Annotated in this window: 15 protein-coding genes; 5 read left to right on the plus strand and 10 right to left on the minus strand. The window is 59.1% G+C overall.

Annotated elements, in window-relative coordinates; all coding sequences use genetic code 11:
* The first annotated feature begins 78 nt into the window (after positions 1-78).
* Complete coding sequence (locus AB4Z35_RS01945) at positions 79-882, plus strand: SirB1 family protein (protein WP_442095839.1); 804 nt, start codon at positions 79-81, stop codon at positions 880-882.
* Positions 883-1,158: 276 nt separating this feature from the next.
* Here AB4Z35_RS01945 and maiA read toward each other — a convergent pair whose 3' ends face one another.
* The 3 genes from maiA to hmgA are packed head-to-tail and all read right to left on the minus strand — an operon-like array spanning position 1,159 to position 4,419.
* Positions 1,159-1,794, minus strand: coding sequence for a maleylacetoacetate isomerase (maiA, locus tag AB4Z35_RS01950; protein ID WP_442095840.1), 636 nt, complete (start codon positions 1,792-1,794; stop codon positions 1,159-1,161).
* A 12-nt stretch (positions 1,795-1,806) separates the two neighbouring features.
* Entirely contained in the window at positions 1,807-3,111 is a 1,305-nt protein-coding gene (gene fahA, locus AB4Z35_RS01955) for a fumarylacetoacetase (protein ID WP_442095841.1), read from the minus strand.
* 3 nt (positions 3,112-3,114) lie between these two features.
* Positions 3,115-4,419 (minus strand): homogentisate 1,2-dioxygenase, encoded by a 1,305-nt coding sequence (gene hmgA / locus AB4Z35_RS01960; RefSeq protein ID WP_442095842.1) that lies wholly within the window; start codon positions 4,417-4,419, stop codon positions 3,115-3,117.
* Positions 4,420-4,582: 163 nt separating this feature from the next.
* Between hmgA and AB4Z35_RS01965 the strand changes: the two genes are divergently transcribed.
* A complete protein-coding gene (locus AB4Z35_RS01965) occupies positions 4,583-5,407 on the plus strand; it encodes an IclR family transcriptional regulator (RefSeq protein ID WP_442095843.1) in 825 nt (274 codons plus the stop codon).
* On the opposite strand, the gene AB4Z35_RS01970 is transcribed toward AB4Z35_RS01965, so the two are convergent.
* From AB4Z35_RS01970 to AB4Z35_RS01985, 4 genes are all read right to left on the minus strand, one after another.
* Complete coding sequence (locus AB4Z35_RS01970; protein ID WP_442095844.1) at positions 5,372-6,061, minus strand: hypothetical protein; 690 nt, start codon at positions 6,059-6,061, stop codon at positions 5,372-5,374. The two genes, AB4Z35_RS01965 and AB4Z35_RS01970, sit on opposite strands and share 36 nt — an antisense overlap.
* Positions 6,062-6,232: 171 nt before the next feature.
* A complete protein-coding gene (locus AB4Z35_RS01975; protein ID WP_442095845.1) occupies positions 6,233-8,779 on the minus strand; it encodes a LuxR C-terminal-related transcriptional regulator in 2,547 nt (848 codons plus the stop codon).
* 141 nt (positions 8,780-8,920) lie between these two features.
* A complete protein-coding gene (locus AB4Z35_RS01980) occupies positions 8,921-10,288 on the minus strand; it encodes a DUF1329 domain-containing protein (protein WP_442095846.1) in 1,368 nt (455 codons plus the stop codon).
* 23 nt (positions 10,289-10,311) lie between these two features.
* On the minus strand, positions 10,312-12,105 hold the full coding sequence (locus AB4Z35_RS01985) for a DUF1302 domain-containing protein (RefSeq protein ID WP_442095847.1): 1,794 nt from the start codon (positions 12,103-12,105) through the stop codon (positions 10,312-10,314).
* A gap of 439 nt (positions 12,106-12,544) precedes the next feature.
* Here AB4Z35_RS01985 and AB4Z35_RS01990 point away from each other — a divergent pair, with 439 nt between their 5' ends.
* The 3 genes from AB4Z35_RS01990 to AB4Z35_RS02000 all read left to right on the plus strand — a co-directional run bounded on the left by AB4Z35_RS01990 (position 12,545) and on the right by AB4Z35_RS02000 (position 14,004).
* On the plus strand, positions 12,545-12,679 hold the full coding sequence (locus AB4Z35_RS01990; RefSeq protein ID WP_442095848.1) for a hypothetical protein: 135 nt from the start codon (positions 12,545-12,547) through the stop codon (positions 12,677-12,679).
* 125 nt (positions 12,680-12,804) lie between these two features.
* On the plus strand, positions 12,805-12,939 hold the full coding sequence (locus tag AB4Z35_RS01995; protein WP_442095849.1) for a hypothetical protein: 135 nt from the start codon (positions 12,805-12,807) through the stop codon (positions 12,937-12,939).
* Positions 12,940-13,233: 294 nt separating this feature from the next.
* A complete protein-coding gene (locus AB4Z35_RS02000; protein ID WP_442095910.1) occupies positions 13,234-14,004 on the plus strand; it encodes an N-acetylmuramoyl-L-alanine amidase in 771 nt (256 codons plus the stop codon).
* A gap of 73 nt (positions 14,005-14,077) precedes the next feature.
* Here AB4Z35_RS02000 and AB4Z35_RS02005 read toward each other — a convergent pair whose 3' ends face one another.
* The 3 genes from AB4Z35_RS02005 to AB4Z35_RS02015 all read right to left on the minus strand — a co-directional run bounded on the left by AB4Z35_RS02005 (position 14,078) and on the right by AB4Z35_RS02015 (position 16,871).
* Positions 14,078-14,989 carry an SDR family oxidoreductase gene (locus AB4Z35_RS02005; protein ID WP_442095850.1) on the minus strand — a complete coding sequence of 304 codons (912 nt, stop codon included), beginning with the start codon at positions 14,987-14,989 and terminating at the stop codon, positions 14,078-14,080.
* Between the two features lie 197 nt (positions 14,990-15,186).
* Positions 15,187-16,089: an alpha/beta fold hydrolase gene (locus tag AB4Z35_RS02010; RefSeq protein WP_442095851.1), complete on the minus strand. Its 903-nt coding sequence runs from the start codon at positions 16,087-16,089 to the stop codon at positions 15,187-15,189.
* Positions 16,089-16,871, minus strand: a complete 783-nt coding sequence (locus AB4Z35_RS02015) for a class II aldolase/adducin family protein (RefSeq protein ID WP_442095852.1) — start codon at positions 16,869-16,871, stop codon at positions 16,089-16,091. The genes AB4Z35_RS02010 and AB4Z35_RS02015 overlap by 1 nt, the downstream gene beginning before the upstream one ends.
* Positions 16,872-16,951: the final 80 nt, after the last annotated feature.

The raw sequence follows: 16,951 nt of genomic DNA on the forward strand, positions 1-16,951 counted from the left end.
TAACCCGTATTCGCCCTGGCGCGGCACTGGACGAATGCCGGAGAGGGGGCTAAAACGAGGCATTGCCCGGAGATTCTGATGACCCCGCGCCAATCGTTTTTCGCCTGCCTGCAACGTTCACCGCCCGCGCTGTTCGAGGCGGCACTGTGGATTGCGGTCGAGCACGACAGCGAGGTGAACCCGCAAGCACTGCTGGCCGATTTCCAGGCGTTGCAACAACGGGTCAGTGGTGGCTTGCCGATGTTGCCGGTCAGTGAACTGGCCCAGCCGTTGCTGCGGCGCATGAACGACCTTGGTTTTGCCCAGGACGATTTCACGCCATTGCGCCCGCAAGTGGCACTGCTTGACAAGGTTCTGGAACTCCGGCGAGGGCAACCCTTGACGCTGGGGCTGATTGCACTGGAGTTGGCCAGGGGCCTGGAGATTCCCATGGTCGGGGTCAACTTCCCCGGACATTTCCTGCTGCGGGTGCCGGGCGCCGATCATTTGCTCGACCCCTGCGGCGGCCGTCGCCTTTATCCGAACGATTGCCGGGAATTACTGCACCGCCAGTACGGCCCGAACATCAAGCTCGGCGCCGAGCACCTGGAGACCGCTGAACCGGTGCAGATGCTGCAACGGCTGTCGCGCAACCTGCGCCAGTTGTACCTGTCCCACGACGATGTCATCAATGCCTTGATCGACGCCGATCGCGTCCTGGAACTGGGCAACGCCAGTGCCACAGACTACCTGTCCCGGGCCAGCCTGTATCAACGACTGGAATGTCCGAATGCCGAACGTTTTGACCTGGAGCATGCGCTGCTGCTCAGCGACGACCCAATCCAGCGGATTCGCCTGACGGAGCGGCTGGGGCATTTGCCGCCGAACGCCATCGTTCACTGATCACTGATCACTGCCCCCCCCTGTAGGAGCGAGCTTGCTCGCGAAATCGGTGTGTCAGCCACCAATGAAGTGATTGCCAGACCGCTATCGCGAGCAGGCTCGCTCCCACCTTTGTTTTGCACTGTGGCGAGCATTTGTGTACACCACCGAAACCTGTGGGAGCGGCGGTGCGGCGGTCCGACTTGCTCGCGAAATCGGTGTGTCAGCCACATTATTGTTGACTGACACGCCTTCTTCGCGAGCAAGCTCGCTCCCACATTGGAACGGTGTGAGGCATCAAGGCGTGTCTGGCTGGTTCGCCGGATGCGCCTTGATAAACGCCGGATGCGTTGCCGCCAACGCCGCCACTCGACAAATCCGCGGGTAAGCCTCAAGGGAAACATTGAAGCGCTCGGCCGCATACAACTGCGGGATCAGGTAGACGTCCGCCAACCCGGGCTCGGGGCCGAAACAGTAACCGTCATCGCCGATCAACTGCTCCACCGTGGCCAACCCTTGGCCGACCCAGTGACCGATCCACTCCACCACCTGCGGTTCGTCGTGGCCCAACTGGCGCAGACGATTGAGCACGCTGACGTTATGCAACGGGTGCACATCGCAGCCGATCACTGCTGCCACACCGCGTTCATGGGCGCGGGTGGCGAGGTCTCTGGACAGCAGTGGCACCTGTGGATAACGTTCCTCCAGGTATTCGATGATGGCGGGAGACTGGATCAGCAACTCGCCTTCATCAGTGCGCAAGGCCGGCACCCGGCCTTGCGGGTTGACGCTCAGATAAGGCGGCTGCCGATGCTCGCCCCCCTGCGGTGCGATCAGGTTGACCGGCAAGGACTGATAATCCAGGCCCTTGAGCGCCAACGCGATACGCACCCGGTACGACGAAGTCGATCGGTAGTAGGTATAGAGTTCCATGCCTCGCTCCTGTTAACGCGCCGGCAGCACTTTGCCGCGGCACTCACCGAAACCGATGGAAGCGAAACCGTCACGACGGCAACGGCCGCGCAGGATGATTTCGTCACCGTCCTCAAGGAATTTACGCACTTCGCCCGACGCCAGTTCGATCGGTTTTTTACCACCCTCGGTAATTTCCAGCAGGCTGCCGAACTGACCGCTCTCAGGGCCCGACAACGTGCCCGAGCCAAACAGATCACCGGCCTGCAATTGGCAACCATTGACGCTGTGGTGCGCGACCATTTGCGCCACGGTCCAGTACATGTGCCGGGTGTTGCTCAAGGTCAGGCGATGGGCTGGCAGGTTCTGTTCACGCATGGCTTCGGTGAGCAGCAACACTTCGAGTTCGATGTCGAACGCGCCAGCGGCCTGATCGCGCTTGTCGAGCAGGTATGGCAGCGGCTGCGGATCACCTTGCGGACGCACAGGCTGGGCGCGACGGAATGGTTCCAGCGCTTCGGCGGTCACGATCCACGGCGAGATACTGGTGATGAAGCTTTTCGACAGGAACGGCCCTAGCGGCTGGTATTCCCAGGCCTGGATGTCCCGTGCCGACCAGTCGTTGAGCAGGCAGAAACCGGCGATGTGATCGGCCGCATCGCCAATGGCAATCGAGTCGCCCATGTCGTTGCCCTGGCCGATCCAGATACCCAGTTCCAGTTCGTAGTCCAGGCGTGCACAAGGACCAAAGGTCGGCTCGGTTTGACCGGCCGGCAAGGTCTGGCCTTTCGGACGGCGTACATCGGTACCGGACGGGCGAATGGTCGACGCACGACCGTGGTAGCCGATTGGCACGTACTTGTAATTCGGCAGCAACGGGTTGTCGGGACGGAACAGTTTGCCGACGTTCTGCGCGTGCTCGATACCAACGTAGAAGTCGGTGTAATCATTGATTTTCGCCGGCAGGTGCATCTCGCAATCCGCCGCCAGTGGCAGCAGTTTCGCACCTTGGGCTTCGATCTTGCCATGCAGGGTGCTGCCTTCGGCGAACAGTTCCAGCAAGCGTTCACGCAGGGCCACACGGGCCTCGCGGCCCAGTTCGAAGAAGGCATTCAACTGGCCGCCACGGGTGGCCTCGACGGCAGCCTTCGCAGCGCCATCGAACAACCCGGCCTCCAGGGCCGCTTGCAGATCAAAGATGTGCTCGCCAATGGCCACGCCGCTACGCGGTGCCGAGCCGTTGAGGCTGAACACGCCCAACGGCAGGTTTTGCAGCGGGAAATCAGCATGGCCGTTGGCGGATGCAACCCAGCTGCGAGTGATGGAAGTCTGCGTCATGGGTTATCTCCGGGTCGGGTCGAAAGTGGCGGGCAGCGTAGCCCAGCAGGCATCGTAAGTGTTTTGCAGTTGCGGGCAATCGAGGGCGAAACGGCTTGGGCGCAACACCTGGCTGGTTTCGAACATGAACGCCATAGTATTGTCGATTTTCGCCGGCTTGAGGTCCGCGTTGATCGCTTTGGTGCAGGTTTCACCGTCCGGACCGTGGGCGCTCATGCAGCTGTGCAACGAAGCACCACCGGGCACGAAGCCTTCAGCCTTGGCGTCGTATTCGCCCTGGATCAAGCCCATGAATTCGTTCATCAGGTTGCGATGGAACCAAGGTGGACGGAAGGTTTTCTCGGCCACCATCCAGCGCGGCGGGAAGATCACGAAGTCGAGGTTGGCCAGGCCATGGACGCTGGTTGGCGAGGTCAACACTGTGAATATCGACGGATCAGGGTGATCGAAACTGACGGTGCCGATGGTGTTGAAACGGCGCAGGTCATATTTGTACGGCACATTATTACCGTGCCAGGCGACCACGTTGAGCGGCGAATGATTGAGTTCGCACGCCCACAACTGGCCGAGGAATTTCTGCACCAGCGTGGTGGGTTGTTGCAGGTTCTCGTAGGCGGCCACCGGGGTCAGGAAGTCCCGCGGGTTGGCCAGGCCATTGCTGCCAATCGGCCCCAGGTCCGGAAGACGCAGCGGCGCGCCATGGTTTTCGGCGACATAACCGCGGGCTTGCGGGTCAATGAGTTCGATACGGAATTTAAGGCCGCGTGGCAGTACGGCAATTTCCAGCGGTTGCAGTTCAAGCACGCCGAGTTCGGTGGCAATGCGCAGGCGCCCCAGTTCAGGCACCAGCAACATCTCGCCGTCAGCATTGAAGAACACACGCTCCATGGAACGGTTGGCGCGGTAGTTGTAGATGCTGATCCCGGCCGGTTTTTCTGCGCCCGAGTTGGCAGCCATGCTCACCAGACCGTCGATGAAATCGGTCGGCTCGGCGGGAATCTCCAGCGGGTTCCAGCGCAGGCGATTGGGGGTCACGTCACCCAGTGGACCGCCGGCCAGTTGCCGATCCAGTTTGACGAACGCCGGATGATTGGCCGATGGCTGAATGCGATACATCCAGGTGCGACGCGCCTCGCTACGCGCCATGGTGAACGCCGTGCCGGAGAACAGTTCGGTGTAAAGGCCGTACGGGGCTTTTTGCGGGGAGTTCTGGCCGACAGGCAGTGCGCCGGGCAACGCTTCGCTGCTGAATTCGTTGCCGAAGCCTGACAGGTAAGCCAGCGCTGGCGTCGTTGAATCGGGGTTCATGGAGCCTCCTGAACAGGGAGTCGGCAATGGCCGGTCGCTCTGTTGCAGAGTTCGTGGCATGCCTGGGTTATTTTTATCGTAATTCAATTACGCATAACGTAATTTGATTGGTATTGACCGTCAAGCTATAAAGACGCCCATTCGTCCCGGGATCCCAGCCACCATGGAAAAAACCAGCGACAACAACGGTAAACAGAAAGTCCGCTCGGCCGAGGTTGGCACCGACATCCTCAAGGCTCTGGCCGAGTTGTCGCCTTCGACTTCGCTGTCGCGCCTGGCCGAACACGTGCAGATGCCGGCGAGCAAGGTTCATCGCTATTTGCAGGCCTTGATCGCCAGCGGATTCGCCGAACAGAACGCCGCGACCAACCATTACGGCCTTGGTCGCGAAGCCCTGCGCGTCGGCCTGGCGGCACTCAACAGTATGGACGTGCTGAAAGTCGCCGCCCTGCCCCTGGCTGAATTGCGCGATGACTTGAACGAAACCTGTTTTCTGGCGGTGTGGGGCAATCAGGGCGCGACCGTGGTGCATATAGAACCGGCGGTGCGTGCGGTGACGGTGGTGACACAACTGGGCTCGGTGTTGCCGCTGCTCAGCTCCTCCACCGGACTGGTCTTCGGCGCTTACCTGCCTGCGCGTGAAACCGTGGACCTGCGCGATCAGGAATTGCTGAGCAGCACCGCCCACGCCTTGGCCGATCAGCAGGCGTACACGACGATGTGCGAGCAGATCCGGCAACGGGGCCTGCATCATGTGCATGGATTGTTGATGCCCGGTGTGGATGCCTTGTCGGCGCCGGTGTTCAACGCGATGGGCAAGATTGCGGCAGTGCTGACGGTGGTGGGGCCGACGTCGCTGTTTCATGCCGACGAAAATGGCCCGGCGGCGCAGCGATTACTGGCTGCGACACGGGCCATCAGTTGGCGGATGGGCTACGAAAGTCCTTCCGTATCAGATCAGGAACTGCGGAGCAATATCGATCACTAGGTCACTGATGTCCTTGATCGTGAGTTGCGGATGCAAATGAAATTCCCGGGAACTGTAGGCGACCGAATAAACACCAACGCCTTCGCCGTGATAGTAAGGAATTTCATTCTGTTGGAAATGAGCAAAGATATCTTCGGCCAGGCTTCGGGATTGAATTATCTTTCGCCCGTCCGCTTGCGTGACAAAACTGGTCAAGTACAGGTTATCGATATTGACTTCCGGGAGCCGATACTTCAACGCAGCATGGACCTCCTCGATGCCAGATACCTTGATCGAGCGTTTTGAAAGATTGATTGAGGGCGCATCGATTAACCAACGGACGATATCAATTATAAGCCGTTCAAACTCTATCAGGTCCAGCCCTTTAACCCTATGTTCCGGCTTGAATGAATACTGCCGATTGAAAACCCCATTGATACCCTGGACATAATCAGGCAGTGTCTCTTTCTCAACCCACTCCAGTGTCTCATCGAATAACGTCCTGGATTCGCTGACGTCAGTGCCAATAATATCAACCAGCGTATTCAGATAGGTCTTGTGCGGGTTGATTCCGAGTTTCCCCAGGCGTTCAGCCAACAGCACCTCGACGGCGAAATCCGCACGGATACGCTTCAATAGCAAAATCTTACTGTTAGAAAAAAAACTGTCACTCATACAGACTTCCTGTCACGTTAAAGAGCCGAGCATCCTGCTCGAACTGTCGACCAATGTGCTGACAATGCAACAAATTGCTTACTTATCAGCGCCGACTATCATATTAATCAACACGGTTATTTATGCACGCAACCGTATGTTTTAATTCATTTCAAAATTTAAAATCAACCATTACCAAACCTGCATTATCAACCCCAACTTCTTCGCCATGGCAACTGCCTGTGTGCGTCGTTCCACACCCAACTTGCTGTGAATGCGCCGGGCATGGGTTTTCACCGTATGCAACGAAATGAACAGTCGCTCGGCGATTTGCTGATTGGAGTTGCCTTGTGCAATCAGGTCCAGTACTTCAAGCTCTCGCCCGCTCAGCAAACTGACATCGGTGCCCATATCGACCACTGGCGCCGTTCCCTGTAGACGACAGATCAGACTCGGCTGGCGCAAATTCAAATCACGCAATGCCTGTTGCCCCTGACAACGCTTCACCAATGCCTGGCCGGCCTCCAGCGCTGCATGAGCCATGCCCGTCTCACCCGTCAGGTGCGCCACTTCGCAGATTGCCAATTGCAACTCCGTTTCCAGCGCCGGCATGGCCTGTTGTTGCGCATGCTTGAGTAACGCCTTGAGACGATCCAATGGACATTGCGCCAATTGAAGTTGAGTTTCGGCCAACACCAACTGGTATTCGATACGCGCAATCAGTTGCAGCGTGGCGGGTGGTGCCTGGCGTGCATGGGCTCCGCGATAATGACGCAAGACTCGGGTCAGCGCTTCCCGGGCCAACTCCGGGCGCCCTTGTTGCAGCCAGAAATGACTGCTTGTTTGCAGCAGTACGCCGCGATAAACCGTATCGGGAATCTGCCGCTGCTGCATCACGCGCTCGGCCTCGCGCAGACGATCAAACGCAAGGGCGTAATCGCGCTGGTTGGCGGCCATCTGCGCTTGCCCGAGAAAGCCATACAGTGCGTGCTTGTCCTGGCTTTGCAGGCAGTCCTCCAGGCCGGACTGGAAGAAACCGGCGGCCAGCTCATCTTGTCCCTGACAAAGGGCCAACCGTCCTCGCCGCAGGGCAATTCGCCCCAATAGCGGCGTCGGTCGATCAGCCTCTCGAGACAACAGGGCAAAAATATCAGCCAACAAGCTCTCGGCGCGTCGGGGCGCTCCGCGCATCTCCAGCAACTGCGCGTGATCGAGTTCAAGCAGCCCTTCGAACAATAGCGAGCCTTGGGCGCGCGCCAGACACAGCGCCTCACGATTGAACGTCTGCGCCGCATCGAGTTCGGCGTTGAGCAATGCCTGTTGGGTCAGCCCCGACAGGCACAACAATCGCGTCGGCCAGGCGTCGACGCTCAACTCGGCCAGCGCATCGAGAAAGTGCGCGCGGGCCGCCTCCATGCGGCCTTGCAAATGCAGCAACCAGCCCTGTTGCGCCTGCCAGCGTGCCAGCAGTTGCCGTTGCAGCGCCTGCGTAGGCTGCGGGGCAAATCGTGCCAGTTGCTCGATGCACGCGGCGGCATGATCGAAACGTCCGGCAAATAGCAATGCCGCGCTAACCAGTCCCACCAATTGCGGCGTAACGAGGGTCAGCTCAGCATGTTGGCGCTCGTGGAGCTTCAACAACAGGCAGACATTTTCGCGCCGGAACAAATGTTCGAGGCTGAAGTGCTGCAACAGACTGACCGCCACTTCGAGCTCCTGCGCCAACAGCGCCTGCTCGAACGCCCCCTGCCAGTCCTCTTTGGCGCTGAACCATTGGCAGGCGCGGCGATGCCAGGATCGCCCGGCCGGGCTCGGCTCTTCACGCATCGCCCGGGCCAGTGGCTCGAAGATCCGCAACCATTCGACGGAGTCTTCCCAGGGTTCAATGAAGCAACCCATTTCCTGCAACGCGTGCAGCCACTGCGCACCCTCACCCGTACCGAAAAGATGCTCGCACAAGCTGGCGTTGAAGCGCGGCAGATGAACCAACACCTGCCAGACTTCAACCAACTCCGACGGCAAGGTATTGAACAATTCGTGTTGCAGATAATCGAGCAGCGTCGCCGAACGCCCCTGCTCACCCGACCACGGACAACCATTGAGTAACGCGATCCGCACGCCAGCACACCAGCCACCGCTGCGCTCAACCACCCTTTTGGCGGTTTGTGCCGCCAGGGTCGGCTCGACATGAGCGAGCAACTGCACGACTTCAGCCTCGGTGAACGCCAGTGCCCGGCCTTCGCACTCGTACAACTCATCATCCAGCAGCAGCCGTGGCCAGTTGCAGGGTGGTCGTCGCCGGGAGCCCAACCACCAGGTCAGCGCCGGACTGGCAACGGCCAACAGGCGATCGAGCATCCGGTCGAGCTCCGGGTTGGGTGCGCGGCAATAATCATCGAGAAACAGCCAGGTCGGCGTCTGCAATAGCGCCAGATGCGCCAGCAGCTCCGGCTCATCCGCCGAGGGCAGACCCAACGCTTGCGTCAGGCGCAACAGAAAATCGGCTGCACTCAACGACTCCCCCGCCAGCGGCAGCCAACAGACCCGAGAGCGCTCCGGTGCCCTCAACAGGCATTCGGTGAGCAACGCGCTCTTGCCACTACCGGCCGGTGCGCAAAGCAGCTTCACCCGTGCAGTCGAGACCAGCATGGGCTCAATCAGCCGCTCGCGGGACAGATGATGGGACGACAGACGGGGCAGGAAGCCAGGGCGGTCCAGGCAGTGCGTCATTGCAGTCATAGTGGTGCGCCTTTTTTATAATTCTGGCGCCACCCTAGACCCCTCCCGAGCGCTTGTTGAAGAAGTATTCAACACACTGATCGACACCTATAAAAAAGGTGACCGTGAAGTCACCCTTTTGTGTAAGAGCCTGTAGGAAACCTACCTGACCCCCGTGCTACGTAAAGCCGCTGGTGTGTAGTCCCCGGCTTTTGCATCGATGTTGAATTCGAAGCTGCGCTTCTCTTCGTTCTTCATCCCCAGGGCGATATAGCGACCGGCAATCAGGTCATACAGCGCTTCGACGGTGTAGGCCGGCACCTGGTGATCGTAGTAGAACTGGGCATGCCCTTCGGCGACGCGCCAGAGCTGGCCACGCCCGTCGTAGTGGTCGGCCAGCGCCACTTGCCAGCTGTCTTCATCGATGTACATGTGGCGCTTGGCATACACGTGCCGCTCGCTCGGCTTGACCGTGGCGACGACTTCCCAGACCCGGTGCAATTCATAGCGCGTCAGGTCCTGATTGATGTGCCCGGCCTTGATCACATCGGTGTACTTGAGGTCTGGCGAGTCGAGCTTGTAGCTGTTGTAGGGGATGTACATCTCCTTTTTGCCGATCAGTTTCCAGTCGTAGCGATCCGGTGCGCCGGAAAACATGTCGAAGTTGTCGGTGGTGCGCAGGCCGTCGGATGAGGTGCCGACGCCGTCATAAGCGACCTGTGGCGCACGCCGTACTCGACGCTGGCCAGCGTTGTAGATCCAGGCCTTGCGCGGTTCCTTGACCTGGTCGAGGGTCTCGTGAACCAGCAACACGTTGCCCGCCAGCCGCGCCGGCGCAGTCACTTCCTGCTTGAAGTAGTTGAGGACGTTATCGTCACTGCCCGGCTTCAGATCACCGAGCAACGACGGCACGGCGACTTCGTCCTTGAAGCGGATCACGGTGAAATCGCCATTGGACTGCGGTGTCGCCTGGGTAATGGTGCGGCGCAGATTGCCGCCGTGGTAACGAGTGACATGGTTCCAGATCACTTCCACGCCATTCTTTGGAATCGGGAACGCGTAGTAGCGATTGCCGGTGAAGTTGGCCAGACCGTTACCGTCGTTGATCGGTGTTACGTTCAGTGCGCTGCGTTTGGCCGACTCATATATCTCGGCCGGTAACGCCACGGTGCGGTGGCTGGGATAGACCGGAATTTTGTAAGTCTCGGGATAGCGCTTGAACATCGCGATCTGGCCGTCGGAGAGCTTGTCCTTGTACTTGTCGACGGTCGCTGCGGTGATCACGAACAACGGCTTTTCGTTGGCGAACGGGTCAGCCAGGAAACCTTTGCTGTCCACCGCGCCAGCATTTTTCGGGATGCCGCCGGTCCAGGCTGGAATCGAGCCATCGGCATTGCCGGCCTTCTCGGCACCGAGTGGTGTAAGACTGGTGCCGAGTTTGTTGGCCTCTTCCGGCGGCACTGCAGCCATCACGTTGGCGGTCAGCAACCCGAGGGTCAGCGCGCCTAATTGCAGAATCATCTTGCGCATTGAAATCATCCTTTTCAGCCAGATCAGAAATTCACGCCAAAGCTCAACGCCACGAAGTCACGGTCGGTGAGGACGTTGAAGTCCCCACCGAAAAAGTCGGTGTAACTGAGGCTCGCGGTGTAGGTGTTGCGATAGTCCGCATCGACACCGAGGCTGACGGCCTTGGCGCCTTCGTTGAACAGACCGTTGGGGCCAAAGCCGGAGACATCGTGGGACCACGAGAGGTTGGGCCTGACGTTGATGCCGGCGATGAGGTTGTTGTAGTCGAGGATGGCCCGGCCGCGATAACCCCATGAAGTCGAGGTCACGAACCCGTCGGTATTGCCGCCGAAACCATACTGGCCATACACCGAGTCGCGGCCGTAGCGCAGTTTGGTACGTGCTTCCAGACCACCGACCCGAACCACCGCCGCCTCGCCCACCAGGGTCAGGCGATCCGCACCCGCGACCTGATCGATGAAGTGCGTCAGGGTGCTCTGGATCTGCGTCACTTCCTTGCGGCGATAACCTTTGTTGTCAGCCCCCGGTGACGTGGCGATGGGCGATGCTGCGCCGCCTGCAATCGGATTGAGCATGGCCAGGGTCAGGTCATTGGTGTTGACCTGCACCGGGAGGTTGGGGCGGTAGCTGATTTCCCCGTTCCACGCGGTGCCGGTAGACAAGGTGGTGGAAAAGCTGGCGCCGTAGAGGCGGATGTCCTCCGGGTACTCGAGGTAATACTGGCCGCGACCGAGCATCACACTTTGGGCCAGGCCTGAACCGCTGCCGGGGGCGATTCGGTTGGCGGTGGCGACGATTCCCGGAATGCTTGCCAGCGTACTGAGCCCGGCGGTGGTGGTCCCGACGTTGGGGCTGCGGCTGTGATAGTTCAGGAAGTACAGGCCGTACTCGGTGTCGTCCCCCAGCCAGCGCAACGCCGTACCCCACTGTCCGGAGTCCCGGGCATCACGGTCGCCGCCACGGGGAACGATCACGCCCTCTTTGCTGACCTCGAAGCCCTGGCCAAAGGCTGCAGCAATCGGCTGCAACGGTGCAATGGCCGGGCTGGCGACGGTGTAGCCCTTGTTGCAGCCATCCGCCACTACATCGACACCAAAGAAGGTGCCGCAGTTATCGACGACCGTCTGGTCCCATTCCAGTTGATAGAAGCCCTCCACGGTCAACTTCTCCGTCAGGCCCTGGGAGGCGAACAGCATGTTGACCGGGATCAGGCCCTCCTTGATCTCGGCTCCTGGGCGACGGAACGCGGACACGTCGACCGGATTGATGCTGTTGATCGAGTTGCCGATGAAGGTGCTCTCACCCCAACTGACCACCTGCTTGCCGGCACGGACCGTACCGGGCAGATCGGCGATGGAATAGTTGTGATAGACAAAGGCGTCGAGGATTTGCCCGCCTGAGGACTTGGCGCCCTCTTTGCGGTTGTGATCGCTGATGGGCTTGAACTCGCGGTCTTCATCCTTCAACTCGAAGTCGTACCAGTACTTGCCACGCACGAACACACCGGTGTCGCCGTACTTCAGTTCGAGGTCATGAATCCCCTTGAAGATCTTCGAAAAGGTTTCGCCCTTCTTGAAGTTCAGTCGCCCGTCGTCACCGGTCGAAGACTGGCCGGAACCGCCATTGACGATGCCCACCAGGTCGTTATCCGCATCACGCATGCCCCAGCTCGCGCCGACCGACAGCGAGGAATCGAATGTCCCCTCGATTTCCCCGATGTTGAACGAAATGGCCTGTGCCTGGGCACAGCAGCCTAATGCAACCGCAGCCGCCAGCGCCTGCGGTTTGAAGATGGCGCGCATTGTTGTTTTTGTCATGCGTCTTCCCCGGTGAGTGACAGAAGGCCTCACCCTACTGCCGGGCATCGGGGTCGATAAGCGCACCAAGGAGGTATTCGTGGTGTACCTCTTAAGGATGACTGGCACAGGGTCATCACCCGGACGAGCACCCGATTCCTGACTGTTGCCGGGGCTGCAACAGTGCATGTCCGTAATTGGTATTTTTCCTGCGACACTAAGGGCTTACTCTTGCCTGGCTGCCACGGTAAACCGCCGCAAGGCACGATGTACTTGCCTGCGCCGTGACTGAAAGATTTCAGATGAATTGAGGATTCGGTTCATCGCCCCGCGCTCACTGACGTTGATTTGTAGCTCCTGATCCAACGTCTTACCTTGGCCGCTGCGTTTGCAGCGGCCTTTTTTATGGGCCTCATTTTCAGCGTGGGCACGGTCCCGTGCAGGAGCTGGCTTGCCAGCGATGGACGTTAACGATAACGCGTGTGAACCGGATAAACGCGGCGTACTTGAGTCCATCGCCAGCAAGGCTGTCTCCTACAGTTTCAGCGTGGGCATGGTCACTTGCTGGAGCTGGCTTGCCAGCGATGGTCGTTAACGATAACGCTTGTTAACCGGATAAACGCGGCGCGCTTGAGTCCATCGCCAGCAATCGAGCGTCGACCGGCTGCTCCTACAGTTTCAGCGTGGGCACGTTCCCGTGCAGGAGCTGGCTTGCCAGCGATGGACGTTAACGATAACGCGTGTGAACCGGATAAACGCGGCGTACTTGAGTCCATCGCCAGCAAGGCTGGCTCCTACAGTTTCAGCGTGGGCATGGTCACTTGTAGGAGCTGGCTTGTCAGCGATGGTCGTTAACGATAACGCGTACGAACCGGATAAGCGCGGCGCGCTTGAGTCCATCGCCAGCAATCGAGCGTCGACGGCTGCTCCTACAGTTTCCCGGGATTGCGTGAAGAACCTTTTTTATGGGCGATGTTTTTTGATGAATGACCGCGACCAGGAAAAACCACGCATGCCTACATTCCTTTCAGAAAACGACTACAAGCATAGGTAAACATCACAAGCACTCCAGCCATTAAGTTGAACAGCAAGTCGGCGAACGACTTTTATCGTTGCCCGACTTCAAACTTACTTATTGCGAGTGCAACCATGAAGCCCATCAACTACAACCAGTATCGCTCAGCCAGAAGCTTCAACAGCCGAATACGCTTTCTGGTTCTTCACTACACGGCCGCTAACTTTTCAAGTTCTGTCAGTGCCCTGACCGGCCCGAATGTCAGCGCGCACTATCTGATTCCGGATATCACTGATCCCGGTTACCTGAAAGCCGGTTATACCGGGCAGGAAACTTTCAACCTGGTGGATGAAACCCATCGCGCGTGGCACGCGGGTGTCAGTCAGTGGGGTAACCGCAGCAATCTGAATGACACGTCTATCGGCATTGAAATCGTCAACCTGGCGACTGACAACAAAGGCGAATTCACCTTCCCGCCCTATCACCCCGAGCAGATTGCCGCGATTGAACAACTGGCGTTGAACATCCTCAAGCGCTACCCGGATATCACTCCGACCCAGGTTTTGGGCCACTCCGATGTTTCAATCGGCCGCAAAAGTGACCCGGGGCCGATGTTTCCCTGGCAGGCGCTGTACTTGAAAGGCGTCGGCGCCTGGTTCGATGCAACCACTCGGGACGAGTATCTGTGCCAATACAACACATCGGGCGTACCAGCCCGAAGTGAATTGCTGGGGTTGTTCAAATCCTATGGATATGATGTGTCGGGCGCGTCAACGGAAGGCGGTTTCCAACAGTTGGCGCGGGCATTCCAGATGCATTTTCGCCCGGAAAACTTCGATGGAAAAATGGACGCGCAAACAGCCGCCAATCTGAAGGCACTGGTAGTCAAATACTTTCCCGGCTGATCGGTAGCAAACGGCTCCCGGCCGAAAAATGCAACAACCGGCAAGGTCAGTCAATGCGACCTTGCCAGCGCTATCAGAGCGTATACCTCTGCAAATTCCCCATCATTTCCTTCAGCGCTTCGATGTTGTCTTTCGGATGCGCCGCGCCTTCGAAGTCGCAAATCTGTTGCCAGTGCGCGGACACGTCTTCCGGGGAGAATCCCGCCCGTGGATCGAACCCGGCACCGAGACTGCGCTCCCAGCGGACCTTGCCCATCCAGCCGCCGCCGACTTCAAACAGACCGGAGGTTTCCTGGCAGTTCTCACTGGCCAGGTACACCACCAGCGGGCTGACCAGTTCCGGCTTGAGCTGTTCGAAGACTTGCGGCGGGATCAGGCCTTCGGTCATGCGCGTGCCGCCGGTAGGGGCGATGGCGTTGACCAGGATGTTGTTCTTGCGGCCTTCGATGGCCAGGGTACGGGTCAGGCCATAGAGACCGAGCTTGGCCATGCCGTAGTTGGACTGGCCGAAGTTGCCATAGATGCCCGAGGTCGACGCGGTGAAGATCACCCGGCCGTAGTTTTGCTCGCGCATGTGCGGCCAGGCGGCGCGGGTGACTTTGTAGGCACCTTCGACATGGACGCGGTAAACCAGGTCCCAGTCGGCGTCATCCATTTTGTGGAAGGTCTTGTCACGCAGGATCCCGGCGTTGTTGACCACCACGTCGACGCGACCGAAGACGTCCAGGGCGTGCTGGACCAGTTTGTCACCGTCAGTGACCGAGTCGTGGTTGGCCTCGGCGATGCCGCCGGCCTCGCGAATGTCCGCTACCACGCGGTCAGCGGCCGAAGCGTTGGCGCCTTCGCCCTGGGTCGAACCGCCCAGATCGTTGACCAGCACCTTGGCGCCCTGTTTGGCGAACAGCAGTGCATGCGCCCGTCCCAGGCCGCCACCGGCACCGGTGATGATCACGACTTTATCTTCGAAGCGCACAGACTCATTCATGGGGGACTCCAGCAGGCCAAGGGACTATGAGTCCGAGTTTCAGGCACGGCGCAGCGGGTCACAATGAATACGGGGTAGGCTGAATGGTGCGCAATAAGGCTGGGGGATGATTGATAGGGAAATGGACACAAATCCTGTGGCGAGGGGAACACGGTTCAGTTAAGGGTTCTGCGGGAGCAAGCTCGCTCCTACAGGGTTCAGGAGCAGGCGACTTTGCGCGGCGGGGAAAGCAGTTGATCGCGAAACGCCAGGTAGTGCTTGAGCACCTCGCAGGGAGCCTCGATTTGCGGGTAGTGGCCGATGTCCGGCAATACGACCGTGTCCGCCTCCGGGATCAGCTCCCGGTAACGCTCGACCATGTGCACGCCGGAGATCGGATCGACCCCGCCATCGATCACCCGCAGCGGCACTTCACCGCGTTGCATCGCGCTCACCCAGCGGTTGCGCCAGACGCGTCGCTCCGGGATGTAGGCAATCAATTTATGCATGATCCGTGGCCCGCGATGGCTTTCCACCAGACTCCAGAAATCATCCATCTGGCTTTCACTGGGACGGGTTTGCGGACCGAAAATCTGCCGAAAGCTTCTCACCAGGCCATCGCGGCTGAAGGCGCGGCCAATCATCCAGCCCAAAGGGCTGAGCAAGAGTTTTTGCATCAGTACCGGGCGATGGGTTTCCGGAAACAACCCGCCGTTGAGAAACACGCAACTGGCCAGCTTCACCCGCGACTCGTAATGCCGGGCCAGCAGTTCCTGGGCCACGCTGTCGCCGTAATCGTGGGCGAACAGGTGCACCGGCTGCTCGACATTCAGGTGCTCAAGCAATGCCTGTTGCAGATCCGCTTGCTCCAGCAGGCTGTACTCATGATTTGTCGGTTTGGCCGAATCGCCGAAGCCCAGCATGTCGCAAGCGATCACGCGAAAACGCTGGGTCAATGGCTGCCACAGGTAATGCCAGTCCCAACTGGCAGACGGAAAGCCATGAATGAGCAACAGCGGCTCACCCTGCCCTGCTGTCCAGTAACGGATGCTCTGGCCATGGAACTCGAACGTCTGGCTGCGTTTGCGCCAGACACACAGGGGGATCTCGGCGAGCACCATCAGAGTTTATAACCCGGATCCAGCTTATCGAGTTTGCGCAGCAACGCCGGCCAGGCCAGCGCTCCGCCCATGCCTTGAGCACTTCGGGTGACACCCGCGATCATGGCTTTGGCGCCGGCGAGAATCTGCGGATCGATGGTGATCAGTTCAGCGGCACCGTTCTGCGCCATGACCTGAATGTCGCAGGCACGCTGAAAGGTAAACATCATCAGGAACGTATCGGCGATGGTGCTGCCGCAAGTCAGCAGACCGTGGTTATGCAGCATCAGAAAATTGTTTTCACCGAGGTCGGCTTGCAGCCGCACTTTCTCCTCATGGTTGAGCGCCACGCCTTCGTAGGCATGGTAGGCCAGGCTGGAAAGCACGAACAACGACTGCTGGCTGATCGGTAAAACACCCTGCTTCTGCGCCGACACCGCAACCCCCGAGGCCGTGTGGGTGTGGAGCACGCAAACGACATCGTGACGGACTTCATGCACGGCGCTGTGGATGGTGTAGCCCGCCGGATTGATCTCGTAAGGACTGTCCATCAGCTTGTTGCCGGCCTGATCCACCTTGACCAGGCTTGACGCGGTAATTTCGTGAAACATCAACCCGAACGGGTTGATCAGGAAATCTTCGGTGCCGGGCACCTTGGCGGAGATATGGGTGAAGATCAGGTCATCCCAACCCTGTTGAGCGACCAGGCGATAACAGGCCGCCAGATCGACGCGGGTCTGCCACTCGGCGGCACTGACCTGGTCTTGGACACTATGTGGCGATTGGACGGGAGCGACAGTCACGGCAAGGAGCCTCGGTGTTTTTATGATGGAGTGTTTCCAATGATTACCGAGTCTAGTCAGCCCTTGAGGTTCGTGTAGTT

It is taken from the genome of Pseudomonas sp. KB_15 (genome assembly GCF_052114525.1).
Lineage (GTDB): Bacteria > Pseudomonadota > Gammaproteobacteria > Pseudomonadales > Pseudomonadaceae > Aquipseudomonas.